Source organism: Patescibacteria group bacterium, from assembly GCA_028717685.1.
Lineage (GTDB): Bacteria > Patescibacteriota > JAQUNI01 > JAQUNI01 > JAQUNI01 > JAQUNI01.
In genome coordinates, this window is record JAQUNI010000001.1 from 297779 (window position 1) to 310507 (window position 12729).

The 12729-nt window shown below is 41.4% G+C and carries 16 protein-coding genes; 1 reads left to right on the forward strand and 15 read right to left on the reverse strand.

What is annotated here, in order from left to right; translation table 11 throughout:
* The first annotated feature begins 191 nt into the window (after positions 1-191).
* A complete protein-coding gene (locus PHW01_01550; protein MDD5626684.1) occupies positions 192-956 on the forward strand; it encodes a dockerin type I domain-containing protein in 765 nt (254 codons plus the stop codon).
* 216 nt (positions 957-1172) lie between these two features.
* On the opposite strand, the gene PHW01_01555 is transcribed toward PHW01_01550, so the two are convergent.
* The 15 genes from PHW01_01555 to PHW01_01625 form a co-directional block, all read right to left on the reverse strand.
* Positions 1173-1658 (reverse strand): hypothetical protein, encoded by a 486-nt coding sequence (locus tag PHW01_01555; GenBank protein ID MDD5626685.1) that lies wholly within the window; start codon positions 1656-1658, stop codon positions 1173-1175.
* Between the two features lie 114 nt (positions 1659-1772).
* The gene (locus tag PHW01_01560) at positions 1773-3368 is read right to left on the reverse strand and encodes a hypothetical protein (protein ID MDD5626686.1); all 1596 of its coding nucleotides are present in this window, start codon (positions 3366-3368) and stop codon (positions 1773-1775) included.
* Positions 3369-3375: 7 nt separating this feature from the next.
* Positions 3376-4014 carry a hypothetical protein gene (locus PHW01_01565; protein MDD5626687.1) on the reverse strand — a complete coding sequence of 213 codons (639 nt, stop codon included), beginning with the start codon at positions 4012-4014 and terminating at the stop codon, positions 3376-3378.
* Between the two features lie 127 nt (positions 4015-4141).
* On the reverse strand, positions 4142-4972 hold the full coding sequence (locus PHW01_01570; protein ID MDD5626688.1) for a hypothetical protein: 831 nt from the start codon (positions 4970-4972) through the stop codon (positions 4142-4144).
* Positions 4973-5659, reverse strand: a complete 687-nt coding sequence (locus PHW01_01575; GenBank protein MDD5626689.1) for a prepilin-type N-terminal cleavage/methylation domain-containing protein — start codon at positions 5657-5659, stop codon at positions 4973-4975. It lies immediately after the preceding gene.
* Between the two features lie 57 nt (positions 5660-5716).
* Positions 5717-6349 carry a hypothetical protein gene (locus PHW01_01580; protein MDD5626690.1) on the reverse strand — a complete coding sequence of 211 codons (633 nt, stop codon included), beginning with the start codon at positions 6347-6349 and terminating at the stop codon, positions 5717-5719.
* A 94-nt stretch (positions 6350-6443) separates the two neighbouring features.
* Positions 6444-6896, reverse strand: coding sequence for a hypothetical protein (locus PHW01_01585; protein ID MDD5626691.1), 453 nt, complete (start codon positions 6894-6896; stop codon positions 6444-6446).
* Between the two features lie 282 nt (positions 6897-7178).
* Positions 7179-7547 carry a hypothetical protein gene (locus PHW01_01590; GenBank protein MDD5626692.1) on the reverse strand — a complete coding sequence of 123 codons (369 nt, stop codon included), beginning with the start codon at positions 7545-7547 and terminating at the stop codon, positions 7179-7181.
* Positions 7548-7640: 93 nt separating this feature from the next.
* The gene (pilO, locus tag PHW01_01595; GenBank protein ID MDD5626693.1) at positions 7641-8360 is read right to left on the reverse strand and encodes a type 4a pilus biogenesis protein PilO; all 720 of its coding nucleotides are present in this window, start codon (positions 8358-8360) and stop codon (positions 7641-7643) included.
* Positions 8361-8599: 239 nt separating this feature from the next.
* The gene (locus tag PHW01_01600) at positions 8600-9154 is read right to left on the reverse strand and encodes a hypothetical protein (protein MDD5626694.1); all 555 of its coding nucleotides are present in this window, start codon (positions 9152-9154) and stop codon (positions 8600-8602) included.
* Positions 9155-9368: 214 nt separating this feature from the next.
* A complete protein-coding gene (locus PHW01_01605; protein ID MDD5626695.1) occupies positions 9369-10001 on the reverse strand; it encodes a response regulator in 633 nt (210 codons plus the stop codon).
* A gap of 15 nt (positions 10002-10016) precedes the next feature.
* Positions 10017-10784: a prepilin peptidase gene (locus tag PHW01_01610; protein MDD5626696.1), complete on the reverse strand. Its 768-nt coding sequence runs from the start codon at positions 10782-10784 to the stop codon at positions 10017-10019.
* Between the two features lie 291 nt (positions 10785-11075).
* Positions 11076-11474 (reverse strand): type II secretion system protein, encoded by a 399-nt coding sequence (locus tag PHW01_01615; GenBank protein MDD5626697.1) that lies wholly within the window; start codon positions 11472-11474, stop codon positions 11076-11078.
* A gap of 212 nt (positions 11475-11686) precedes the next feature.
* Complete coding sequence (locus PHW01_01620) at positions 11687-12115, reverse strand: prepilin-type N-terminal cleavage/methylation domain-containing protein (GenBank protein ID MDD5626698.1); 429 nt, start codon at positions 12113-12115, stop codon at positions 11687-11689.
* A gap of 55 nt (positions 12116-12170) precedes the next feature.
* Entirely contained in the window at positions 12171-12650 is a 480-nt protein-coding gene (locus tag PHW01_01625) for a prepilin-type N-terminal cleavage/methylation domain-containing protein (GenBank protein MDD5626699.1), read from the reverse strand.
* Between the last annotated feature and the right edge of the window lie 79 nt (positions 12651-12729).

The following is a 12729-nucleotide window of genomic DNA, read 5'->3' on the forward strand; positions in this document are numbered from 1 at the left end:
ATTTTACGGATAGCCATGAATTAGATAATTTTGCTATTTTTTGATTTTTATGTTTCATAAAAGCTTGACATAATTAAAGAATTAATTTATACTAAATTTAGTGATTGCTTCTAAAATCGTCTCTGAAATGTTTTGATTAAAGGATGATTAGCAAGAATTTTGTGACTCTTAGATACCATGGAGGGTTTAAAATGAAAAGAACTTTGATTGTTTTAGTTGTGTCCTTTATATTCGTATTAATGGTCAATGCTGATACCTCGGAAATATATATTCAGACGAAAAACCAGTCAGACATAGTGACATCAATTCCCGTTTTGTTTACTCAATCTAGATTTCTCATAATCTCCGTAGGGTTGCCGACATCAGAATTAAACCCGAATATAACCACCGCAAAGGTTGCCCTAAACTGTAAGGTTATTGCTGTAGTAAGTAATTGCATCGCATCTATAAACGAAAACCAAGTTACCTTTAGCTGTATCCGTCCCGAGGGAGGATTTGGTAAAATTCTAGCTGAATGGCAAAGTGGACAAATTCCCACACTACCTAAATGTGATCCCCCTTCCTTGGCGATAGAAATGGAAAACCCTAAGATTTGGTCAGCCTCAGCACAACTACCGTTGGGCAGTATCTGTCAGATCAAAGCAATGGGTAGTACAATATGGGTCAAAGGAAGCAAGGTACGTTGGACCGATTGGAGTAATGTTGAACTCATTAATAGACCCGGCGACATAAATCTGGATGGTGTCGTGAATATTCTGGATTTAGTGGCAATATCAAAACAATTTGGTGTTCCAGTATCTCCAGAGGTCCCGGAGGATATGAACTGGGATGGAGTGATTAATAGAGAAGATCTAATGTTGGTGGGCGAAAAATTCGGTACGAAATATAGTAGTGTCCCCCAACCCGCGCCTCCCAATCGGACCATTATAACCTGGTCTTCCATCAAATTAAGGTGAATTCTGACCACAATCAAAGAGCCTTTCCGTTCTTTGCACTGTGGTCTTTTTTATTATTTCAAAAAGCTCGGATAACCCCCTCTACCCCTTTTGAGGAAAAACATTAGACCCCCTCTCACACTCCCCGCAGGTCAAGGAGAAGAAGTGCAACTGCTGGACTCCATAGTTTTCCGTTCAAGCCGGACTATGGAAACAACGCGCGAGCAAGGTTTGGAATTATTTTATCTCCACCACCTGCACGGCGGCGGCGGTAATAGTGTTTTTGCCGTTGATATTTTCCCCTGCCACAATATTCACTTCATCCCCCACTTTAAGATCGGACAAAGAGATATCCTCGGTTTTTAAAGGATCATCAGGATTAGAAGGAACAACGCGGCGGGAGTAATGTGTGTCTTCCTGCAATTCAGCTGTAAAATCAGTGTCTTCTGCTAAAAAATAATTCTGCTCCTTTTTCGCCTGAACCTTTAACGCGCCATCTTGAATTTCCGTAATCTTACCCATTAAAGAATAAAATACCTCTTCCGTGTTCACGGCGAAAGAGGGATTCTGGGGCGGGGAGAAAACTGCGGGAGTTTTTTCTCCTTTAGGCCAGAAAAAGGCAACAAAGATCAAACCCCCCACAATAACAACTCCAATTACAAAAAGAATAATCCAGGAAGCAAGACCGGATTTTTTATTTTGAGCGCGTAAGGTTGAAGACATATAATTTTAATAAAATATTAGTTTTTATTTTAACGCTAACAACTCCCTTTCATTAGATTATGTTTAGCGGCTTGCTTCTATTATACTACGGACTAAGAATGCCGTAAAATCCAATCAAGGTTTAATGCCAGACCAAGAAGGAAGAAGCGTGGCGGGGTCCAAAAATCCCGGCGGAGGATTCACCAGAACCCGGCCATCATATTTCACTAATTCTGAAGGCGTATTATCGGCGTCTGTATATCTTCTTTCCAAATTCAAAGCATTGCGGGCAACGAGGGATCCCTCAATAACCAATCCCGTGTCTTCGGTATCAGCCGTATAAACATCGCCCCAGACATAAAAATTACCCACGATATGCTTCACATTGGCTTGAATTATTAAATCCCCGCCTATGACAAAGCCCGCCGACGGTATTTTCGCCCGTTCATCCACCGTCCCCATATTCGGATCATAATAAACATTATTGGCAATAGACAAATCGCCATCCACGACCACCGTCCCCCCTCTTGCTAAAAAGAGGGCGGGGGGCTCGCTATTCAAAATAGCGGGCGGCTTTGGAATAATGGGATTCGCCGCGATTGTTAAATTGCCATCGCAGTAACGAATATTGCGGTCGCGCTGGTCACCATTCCCCCATAAAGAAGTGGTTTGGGGTAAAATGGGAGAATCCGGAATATGCACTGCCTGCCAATAACTATCCGAACAATTCGGGCTTAACCCTTCCGTTAAAGATTGTTTATCCACTGCCGTAAAAACAAGATTCTTATGAGGAGGATAAGGAGTGAAAATTTGGTTAATGCCGCTTGTAACATTGCTATTAATGCCTTGTCGGGCGGTAATCACGGAATCGGCTGTATTGTTTCCCCGCGTCTCTCTATTGTTAATGCCGCCATTGCTGTGAATGTCGCCCCAGATCGTCTGCCACCAAGCTTCGCCCACAATCACCCATTTGTCATCTTGACACCCTCCACTCCCACAGTCAGGATTCGCCGCGGTAATCTCAACATGATTTTGCACCGTACTATTAATTCTTAAACTTAACTGAATGCTGTAACTGCCTGGCGCCACAGTATTAAAATCCCAATAAAAAGTGTCTCCCACCCGTCGACTCCAAGTTGGATTAGCGCCTAAAACTACAGCTCCCCCGCCCACGGGTGTATACTTTATTTCTAAACCGTAAGCGTTGTCATTAGCCACGGTATAACTAATGGAATAGGAAGCGGTAGTACCCGCGCTGACCCTTGAGGGACCGCTATCAAAATCAACGGTTAAAAGCGCGTTATTATGAATATCGCAAGAGATGTTAGATGAGGGACTAGAAGTATTCCCATTAATATCAGTGGCTGTGCTGTAAACAGAGTACAGATTCTTAATGGAAAAGCTATGATTTGCCTGCTGCAACGTACCCGAAGGAACAGTACCGGAGCTAGGCGCTCTGGTATTACTGCTGCCATCATTCCAAAAAAATGTGTAGTAAAGCTGATCACCTTCTGGATCGCTGGCTCTGGATTCAAAAGTGTAACCCTGATTTACAAAGCCTATGCAAATGGGCTGACTGAGGCGGCTGCATCTGCATTTGCCGTTAGCGTCAGGGTCACAGTTAAAAAAAGTGGCGGCTTGGGCGATCAAAAGATTAAAAAAGAACGTCGCGGAGACGAAAATAAAAACCGCGCCTAAGATTTTGATGTTTTTTATCGTTTTAGAACTCATAAGAAAATTAACGATAATCACTTTTATCTATTCGGATTGCCCGAAACACCGTATCACGAGCGCTCTTCACCATACCCAAAACAAGAATTTGATCGCCGATTTCAAGTTCACTGACTTTGATCTTGCTCACCTGAAATAATACCTTGCCATCTTCCGCTTCCACGGTGCGCGGCACAGTAACCAATCTTATTTCCGTATCCGCAGTGATTTGCGCTTTGAGCTTTTTCTGGCCTTGTTCCGCGGACGGCTCCTCAAAGGCAAGGAAATCCGACCCTATTTCTGTAATGGAGCCGCTGTGCATAATAATGAATTCACTAGGCGCGCTCGGCACCTTTGGCTTCGCTTCAGCGGTGGAAGATCTAGACCCACTTGCTTCTTGCTCGAGTGTTTCACTGGTAGAAGATGGCGAGGCGCCGCTCGGAGCGCTTTCCTGCTCGCTCCCCTTCGCAATACTACCCTCATAATCGGGAGGGGCTACTGGAATCTTTTGATGCTCCGGAAAATTTGTCGCAACTGGACTGGTATCGCCCGAAGGAAAGGATGGAACAATCTCTTCTGGTTTTTGTACAAAATAAATCTGGTAAACGCAAAACCCAGCAATAACCAATAAGAAAAATAAAAATAGGAAAAGTTTATGGGAAAGCATTAAATGTCCAAATTTTTAATTTTTATTTCTTAATTTTTAGCTAATTTTTATCGTGTTATTGAATTATTGTTTCTATTTACAATGACAATAAAAATTAGTTAAAAATTAAAAATCAAGAATTTGAAATTCACTTGCTTAGGCTCTGCTCGGAAAAAATTACATAGTCAAAATAACCCGACACTCCGGCCTTAGTGCTGCTATAAGTGGACTCGATCGCTTTTTTATAAGACGAAAAAATGCCTACAGAATCAATTCTTACTTTATCCGTAATATCAACTCCATTATCAAAACAAATCTGAAAATCGGAAACAAAATCCTTCAATGGTTTAACGCGCACTAGGTTATTCGGTTTATTCACAAGTTGCCGCACAATTTCTCCTCCTTCACTCTGTAACTCCCCATAATCAAAGGTCTCTTTATAAACCGTCTGCGTTCCCTGCCCAAATTTATAATTAGCTAAACTTTCAGGACCAAAGTCGCTAAAATTGTCTTCCCAGCCCAACCACGTTACCTCCACCTCTTCATTGGCATTACCCAGCCTTTGCGACCAAGACAAATGCATTCTCGTGGAATTGCCTAGATTATCAAAATCTAAGGTTTCATCCATATCTAAACTATCTTGGGTATAATAATTGCTACAATTAAAAGTATCATCCACGGTGTAGCTATAATTGGCGCTCGTCAGTTCGCGAAGGGGGGTATTAGGCATATTACTGGTATTCCCATTAACCATAATCTCATAAAGAGCTCTTTCCATGCCGCTGTCCGCCGCGTAATAAGCAATAATACCGCTACCCACATCCCTGGCCATCTTGATATTTCTCAAGGTGAGGGTGGCAATTATTAAACTAACCAAAGAGACAGTGCCTAATACAAGAAGGGCATAAAGCAAGGCAACACCGGACCTAGATGTTTTCAAAAATACACGGTGATTTAATTTTAATCTTGCTGACCTCATTTATCTTTTATAAATCCTCTGCGTGATTGTGGTCTGAACCCGAATAGAAGCCTGCTCTTCCGGCTTTGCTGTATTTTTGCTCTGGCTTAAACTCAAAACGATTGTTACCCGCGGCTGTTCATTTGTTCCTCCGGAAACAAAAGGGTCAGTCACGGGCACAATCCAGAATTTCAAATCATCCACCTTCACCTGATTACTTAAAATATTCTCTGCCGCCGCCGTCCCTATCTGCATTTTTAATTTATTGTCGCCGCCTTTAAAAAAGGTAATACTCTCCTTGTCCTGACGCACTAAAACCAAGGAAGAGGCGGGGTTATTGATAGAACCACTGTAATCAATACCATACCGCCTTACCGTTTGGGCGATTGTTTCCAGGGCATGAGATGCCTCGAACTGCACCTTTTGATCAATGCTATTCTTGCGTTGAGCTTTTGTGATGGACAAAAAAATGCCGCAGATTGCCACTAGCGCCAAAGCAAATACCGCCATTGCCACCAACATTTCAATGACTGTAAACCCCGTTAGCCCCGTTAAGAATTTATTTCTAACGGGATGAACTTTCTTTAACGGGATAAACCCCCTGCCGCGTTTTTTAAACCAAACCGCGCGCGACAAAAATCCGCATCTCTCTCTTGATGCCGCGAAAATTTCAACATTGCGTGTTTGCGTATTATTTGTTGATCCCATATATTGCTTCATCCACAGCGGGATACCCCATCATGTGGTTTCCCATTTGCTCTAAAACTAAAAATCACGCCAATTATATAAATGCGCTTCTACTTTGACTATTTTGTTTTTCCAACCCACTTCGCTCACAATCACAACCGCATTGCCGCTTGTATATTTACGGATTGCACGGCTGTATTGTGTTGCTGTTCCTGCCGCGTGAGTATAAAACCCGTTTGCGTCTAGATAAAGCTGTTTGTTCGCCGAGGGAGAACATCCCCCTCCTCTGCACCCCAAATAACCAGTGTAATCCACTACGTAATAATCATTGGCGCTGTTGTTGCGGTTATTTTTCATAGGATTACTGCCGCTAAAAAGATTATCGCCTGCGAGCCAATAGGAATCGCGGGAAGCGCGCACTAATTCTATGCCCTCTTCGGCTAAATAGTAGGCAGTGGTTTTTTCCTTCATCTGACGCATCGCCGTAGTGGAATATATGACCAAAGAAAGACTGCCAATAAGTCCAACAACGATGATAAAAATCGCGATCAGAGTCTCCAGAAGCGTCATCCCTTCTTCCCCATTCGCCACGGGCTTACGAGGCGCAACGCGGCAATATGCAGGGCGCTGGGCAGGCGGGAATATCCCGCTGCAGCATCTATAAATAAATGTTAACGGGATGAAAAAGAATCGTTTTAAATTAATTTTCATAAAATTAATTCTTCAGCAAGCCCCGTTAGAAATTTATTTCTAACGGGGCTAACGGGGTAAAGTTCAGGATAATATTCTGAATAAATCCGAAGCATTAAAAACTGCTCTCTATTAACCCTGAACTAGCGTCTACAAAAACTGTGCCTATATGTCCTATGCTATTTGTAAAAGTAATCGTTAAAGATTCATGTCCATTAATCCACATCGCGCCGTGGGGGGACTTGAAAATAATAGTGTCATTTATAGGATTCATCGTGATTTTAGAAGGCAGAGTAATAACCTCCAAAGCCTCGCCTGAATCGCTCTGACCGTTATCGTTTTTGTCCGCGAAAAAAGTATAAACATTGTTTGAGGTCAAATAAACTCCGCACCCGCCAGGGACGCTGCCGTTGATTATCTTGCCGCCAGCAACCATTGTCTGCGCCTGCCTTAAAACATTGGCCATATTTTGCACCGCAAAGCGCAGGTTGGTCTCCTCATTGCCTTTGCGCATATTAGCCACCAAGATCGCGGCAATCAACCCAATAACAAAACTCACTATGAGCATTTCTACTATAGTGAAGCCCCTTTGAAAAAAAACGCTTTTTTTGCGACGCAGTATGTATGGAATAATTTTTAATTTCTAATTTTTCTGGCTTCGCTAGATCTCGCACAGCGAGACAATTTTTATTAAATTTATAATTAACTATTTTTTAAACTTGTATCAATCAGGGGGTGAAAAAGTTTGAAAATTAACTTATTGAAAATTTAATAAAAATTAGAAATTGAAAATTGTTCCAACCTTCTTGTCAACGGTTGGGTTCTTACTTTTGTGAAATGGTTTCATTCTTTACCCCGGGCCAGTCTCGCCACCGCTTTTGTATCCCTCATACGGAATAAAAGGGTTATCCCGCCCTACTGGCCCCACCTCTATAGGCACCTCGCCAAATATAACCAACTGGGAAAAACGCGGATCAGTAAGTAAATCGGTTTTGAGCTTAGAAGAGGGAATATTTTGCGAGGGAGTGGCAATACTGGGGGCAGCCACAATCGCCCCAGGCACTACCGGAGTAATATCAGGCACTGCTCCAAGTTCTGCTGGCACAGGCTCTGAAGATTTCTTGCCAAAAAAACTAGTATATAATAGATAACCAGCTACTAAAATCGCTACCAGAAAAATACCTATAAGTATTGTTTGCTTGCGTTTAGCTTTGTCCATAATAGTAAATTTATTACTCAATTGTTCGATTGCTCAATTGTTGGAATTTAACCTTCATCTTCAACTTCAACAATAGAACAATCAAACAATAATTTATTTTAAGTAGTACGTCCTTAACTCTATTTTAAAAGTTAAAACCCTGTCTTCAAATTTCACTCCACCCACCTCGCCTTCACCGCTCTTACTGGATTGAGAATCGCCTCCTTTGGTGTCAAAATCCACGGAAACTACATCTAAAAACCGTAAGTTTTTTTGCACATCTTCTAAATATCGCATAAAAACATCATACCGTCCGGTTAAAGAGAGAGAGACTTTTAAAGTCGCATAACCTTCGCTTGGAGCTGGAGAGACTAGAGGAACCATCGCGGGAAGATTAGAGGCAGTATTATTATCTTGGGTTTTATTTTGCCCTAAATCCGCCGCGTCTGTCGCTGGAGGCTCTATAGGATTCTCACTCCCCTTCTTAATTTCTTCGCTATAACTCACTTCTTCCATGAGGATTCCATTTTTTATGGCGAGAGCTTCCAGTTGAACCAAAAGATTGGGTATATCCTTTTCCGAAGGCAAGGCTAAACTCAAAGTGCGCACCTGCTCTTTGACGCCCTCATAATCTTTGACTAACTTTTTTGTGTCTTCTAGAGCCTTCTTGCTGTTCGCGAGACTTGTTTCTTCTCCTTTGATCTGCGTCCCTATATTCCTCCAAGCATCATACTGCGGCTTTAAGAAATAAAAACCCGCCCCTATCGCCACCAAAATGACTACTATAATGATCAGATTTGAATTTTTGTAAATCGTCTTAATGTTAAATTGCATAATGTCAGAACTTTTTAATTTTTAATGCTTCGGCTTTGCTCAGCGCCTCTTCAAGCTCTTCGAGTCTGAAGACTCATCCCGTTCAGGATCTGAGACCCTTCAGGGTCGAACGACAGAGTCTGAACGGCCTGAACTTTGCTGGAGGGTTAATTTTTTAGCCCAAGGCGCCCTAGAAGCGCGGAAATTTTGAATTTATCCCGCAACTTCGTGAGAGAATACCATGTAGGGAGGCGCGGGATTTATTTTTGCCACGCCTCTTCCTTAAAGGTTAAATCAGCCTGGAAAGAAATCACGGCTTGATCTTCAGTAACATCCAAGCTCGCAGATGCGACCTCCACTTTTTCTATAGATTGTTGCTGCTCCCAGGCTTTAAGTTGGCGGGCTAAAGATTGATAATTTCGCGTATAAGCGGGGAGGCTAACCTTACGGCTATCAATATCACCTTTGAAACTCGTATAAAAAACATCGGGAATAGTAACATCACCCAAGGTCTGAAAAAACGCGACCCAATACATCCGACGGTTCAAAAGCCGATCCAAACTATCCAACTGTTTCTGGGCGATAAGCGCTTGAGCAAGCTGTGCTTTCGAATCTTGGATTTCTTTATTCACCCCTTCAGCCTGGCTCTTTAGACCACTTAGTTTGGCATCCTCTCTCTTCTGCAAGAAAGAAAAACCAAAATATACCCCTCCTCCTAAAAGTATAATCAAGGCCAATACAAAAATACTGATGTTGCGCAACTTCTTCTTGCGTTTTTCCCCTTCATCTTCAGGGATTAAATCAATTTTGAGCATAAAATTTTAATATTTTATTTTGATTTCGTTGAGAACTAATTATCTAACTGATGTGATATAATTATCCTCCTTAATTTGATAATTTTAAATTTTAATTCAATTTTAAAATCCTAATTTTAAATTTTAAAACCAAGGGAAAGAAGAAAGGGTTTTAAAATTAAAAAATTTAAAATTTGGATTTGATTTAAAATTTAGAATTTAAAATTCAAATTATTTACTCTACTTTCTTCCCGCATCTCAAGCACTTCAAAAATCCCGTAACCCATTTCCCTTCCCTGCCCGTGTCCTGCACCACATCTAAAACTAAAGAGCCGCCGCAACTTCCGCAAGAAAATTTGGGATCCACCCCTAAAGCTTTTGCCAACCGCACTGCATCGCCACGGTATTGATCTAACCTTAAATTAAAATGCCCTCCTAATTTCTCACCCCCTGAAGATACTACAGACTTCGGTCTTCCTAGATGCCCTCTCACTTTTTCCACGACATCATCAGGCGAAAAGGTCGCTTGAATCAAAAAATCATCCGCCCCCAAAGATAAGGCTTTGTCAATATCCTCCTGACGACCTAAATGTGAAAAAACCAAAACCGGAGTATCCTTCATCTGGGCGTCTTTTTTTAAAGTATTGATTACTTCAAAACCATCTACGCGCGGCATCATAATCCCCGTAATCACTAGATCCGGCTTTTTCTCAAAAGCGACGTTTAAACCATCTAATCCATCTTTTGCTTCAAAAACATCAAAGCCTTCCTGCTTAAACTTTTTAGCATAAATTCCCCTTAAATCTACCGCGTCATCAATAAGTAAAACACTAGATCTTTTGCTTTGATTTTGATCTTTTTGATTCATAAAATAAGATTTAAATTAAGTAATTAAATTCAAATACCATTTCAAAATTCTCTCCCCCTCCAGCATAGTAATGATAGCCGCGATGGTTAGAAAAGTGCCAAAAGGCACCGCGCTCTTTAAAGTCTTCTTCTGGAGAGCTATCAATAACAAACCAACTATACTGCCCAAGACAAAGGCAATAAACAATGCGACTAAAACTTGAGACCAGCCCAAAATGAAGCCTAAAAGAAATCCGAGTTTAACATCCCCTCCCCCCATCCACTTGCCTTTGGACACTAAAACAATTATAGCAAAAAATCCTCCTGATATCAAACTGCCTAAAAGCGCTGCCGGAAAACTAGGCTTCCCTAAGAAGATAGTTGCCAGAATTGCCAATGTCGCGCCCAACAAGATTATTTTATCAAGAATTAAATAATACTTCAAATCATACACAAAGATCACAACGAAAATACTAACAAAAAATAAATTAAAAAACAGCAAAGGATTTATACTTCCGACTTTTATATAGAAAAGAGCAAATAAAACGCCGCAAGTCAGCTCAACCAAAGGATACTGCCAGCTTACTCTTTTATGACAGTAACGGCACTTGCCGCCTAGGATAATAAAACTTGCTACCGGAATCAAATCATACCAAGCTAAGCGGTGTTTACAGAAAGGGCAAAAGGAGGAGGGGTGAATAAGAGACTTTTTGATTTTGGAGCGATAAATGACGACATTAAGAAAACTGCCGACAGAGAGACCGAATAAAAATATAATTAATAAATTTAATGTAGGTATTAGCAAAATTTTTAATTTCTAATTTTCAATTTTCATTAAATTTCTATTTTTGAAATTTCTAAACTGAAAAAGTTAATCTCTCAACGTTTAAAAATTAATTCATTAAAAATTTAATAGAAATTAAAAATTTAAAATTAGAAATTATTACACAATAAAGCAAATATATTAACGTTTTACTAAAGGCGTGTCTTCTAAAAGAAACTTAAAATCCACGCCCTTAGTGAGGTAGTGAAATCCTAGCCAGGATCCTGTTCTGCGCACATCCAGGATTTGCAATCTACCCCACTATAACCTAATTTAAGGCTTGCACCAACCGCCGACAGGATTACTATTCTCCAAAGTCGTGCAAATCGTGTAAGAACTAGGCGGGGTGCCAGTAGGAGTGTAAGTATATCCCGCTCCTTCCGCTGCGCAGGCATTTTGAGGATCGCAAGGCACTTTCGCGGTGGGGAAATATTTATCAAGCCCCGCATCTGTCAACGCTGCCGGGTATTGAGGGGTAGTCTGATCATCATAATACATCTCTAAAGCAAGACTGATATTAGTAACATCGCTCTTCCTTTGGGCATCGCGGGCTTTGCTACGCGCCGAGTTTAAAGAAACCATTACAACTGCCGCCAAAATACCGATAATCGCGATCACAACCAGCAACTCAATCAGGGTAAACCCTCCTTTTTTACGAAAAATTTTACGCATTGAAGTCACCTCCTTTCTTTGATATTGATTTTTAAATAAATCGATGATTTATTTTTGTTTAAATTTACCTTCGCACCAGAAAGCCACGAGCTTAAAGCCCTGTAAACACGAAGACTGATTTTTTCCCAACACCTTTTTTTGTTCCTTAATCCGCTCTTTTGAAGAAGGATAATCTATCTCTCGCCGGTCCCTTCAAGACAAATTGCGGTACCCTACGGTTTGCCAAAATAGTCTGTATCATTATCCAACTGAGCGGACAGGCAATAATTACTGCAGGGTTGAGCGGCGCAGGCAGTGCCGCAGGCACCACAGGAACCATTAGCGGCTTTAGGCACAACGGCATTACAACCTACATAAGTGTATGTATGACCACCGGGGTCGGTGGGAATTTTCGGCATATAAGTTGTCAAAACAGCTAAACCTTGCGCTGTGGTTGGATAGCTAGGGGTCGTTTGGGCATCATAATACATTTCTAATGCCAAACTAAAATTGGTAATATCACTTTTTCTCTGGGCATCGCGGGCTTTAGCGCGCGCTGAATTGAGGGAAACCATCACAATCGCAGCTAGAAGTCCGATAATCGCGATCACAACCAGCAATTCTATTAGGGTAAACCCTCTAGACCTGAAAATTTTGCGCATTTATTTTATCCACCTCCCTTCTGATGAAATTTTAAATTCAGAATTAAAAATTAATTTACGGACCTGTGGTGTGCTGACCTTCGCTGCCAGCAGTAGAATTGGTCTCTAAAGTATACCGAAATTGATACTTCTTTGTGGTTGACGCGTAACAATATTCATAAACCTGCGCCGGATACAAAGGATCATGCGGCGCGTCTCCGACTGAAAAAAGTTTTTGACCAATAAGAGCGGCAGATAAGGCATCGCTCGCGCCATTCATAGTAATCCACGTATTATTATCGCAATCACCTGCCACGACATAAGTACCAATATTATTATTATAAAACTCTAATCCGGTTTTAATATTCTTCACATCAGCAATCCTTCGCGCGTCCCGCGACTTCGCCTTTGTATTAGTCAAGCTTACCACCACTATCGCCGCCAACAAGCCAATAATGGCGATTACAACGAGCAACTCAACTAAGGTAAAACCCCACGCCAAAGATTTTGGTATGGGAGTAATTCCATTCTTGTTTTGTAATTTCTTATTTTGCATTTTTATTTTACCTACTCGCCTTGCAGAGCGAGGCGGGCGGGCGTTTTGTGTTATACGCTTTCCGCTTTCAGCAGGACGA

What these genes read in the sequence shown, in the direction of transcription:
- pilO (MDD5626693.1), bottom strand. Translation starts at nt 8,360, where the DNA reads ATGCAATTTAACATTAAGACGATTTACAAAAATTCAAATCTGATCATT.
- PHW01_01605 (MDD5626695.1), bottom strand. Translation starts at nt 10,001, where the DNA reads ATGAATCAAAAAGATCAAAATCAAAGCAAAAGATCTAGTGTTTTACTT.
- PHW01_01590 (MDD5626692.1), bottom strand. Translation starts at nt 7,547, where the DNA reads ATGGACAAAGCTAAACGCAAGCAAACAATACTTATAGGTATTTTTCTG.
- PHW01_01615 (MDD5626697.1), bottom strand. Translation starts at nt 11,474, where the DNA reads ATGCGTAAAATTTTTCGTAAAAAAGGAGGGTTTACCCTGATTGAGTTG.
- PHW01_01575 (MDD5626689.1), bottom strand. Translation starts at nt 5,659, where the DNA reads ATGGGATCAACAAATAATACGCAAACACGCAATGTTGAAATTTTCGCG.
- PHW01_01600 (MDD5626694.1), bottom strand. Translation starts at nt 9,154, where the DNA reads ATGCTCAAAATTGATTTAATCCCTGAAGATGAAGGGGAAAAACGCAAG.
- PHW01_01580 (MDD5626690.1), bottom strand. Translation starts at nt 6,349, where the DNA reads ATGAAAATTAATTTAAAACGATTCTTTTTCATCCCGTTAACATTTATT.
- PHW01_01555 (MDD5626685.1), bottom strand. Translation starts at nt 1,658, where the DNA reads ATGTCTTCAACCTTACGCGCTCAAAATAAAAAATCCGGTCTTGCTTCC.
- PHW01_01620 (MDD5626698.1), bottom strand. Translation starts at nt 12,115, where the DNA reads ATGCGCAAAATTTTCAGGTCTAGAGGGTTTACCCTAATAGAATTGCTG.
- PHW01_01565 (MDD5626687.1), bottom strand. Translation starts at nt 4,014, where the DNA reads ATGCTTTCCCATAAACTTTTCCTATTTTTATTTTTCTTATTGGTTATT.
- PHW01_01585 (MDD5626691.1), bottom strand. Translation starts at nt 6,896, where the DNA reads ATGCTCATAGTGAGTTTTGTTATTGGGTTGATTGCCGCGATCTTGGTG.
- PHW01_01625 (MDD5626699.1), bottom strand. Translation starts at nt 12,650, where the DNA reads ATGCAAAATAAGAAATTACAAAACAAGAATGGAATTACTCCCATACCA.
- PHW01_01550 (MDD5626684.1), top strand. Translation starts at nt 192, where the DNA reads ATGAAAAGAACTTTGATTGTTTTAGTTGTGTCCTTTATATTCGTATTA.
- PHW01_01560 (MDD5626686.1), bottom strand. Translation starts at nt 3,368, where the DNA reads ATGAGTTCTAAAACGATAAAAAACATCAAAATCTTAGGCGCGGTTTTT.
- PHW01_01570 (MDD5626688.1), bottom strand. Translation starts at nt 4,972, where the DNA reads ATGAGGTCAGCAAGATTAAAATTAAATCACCGTGTATTTTTGAAAACA.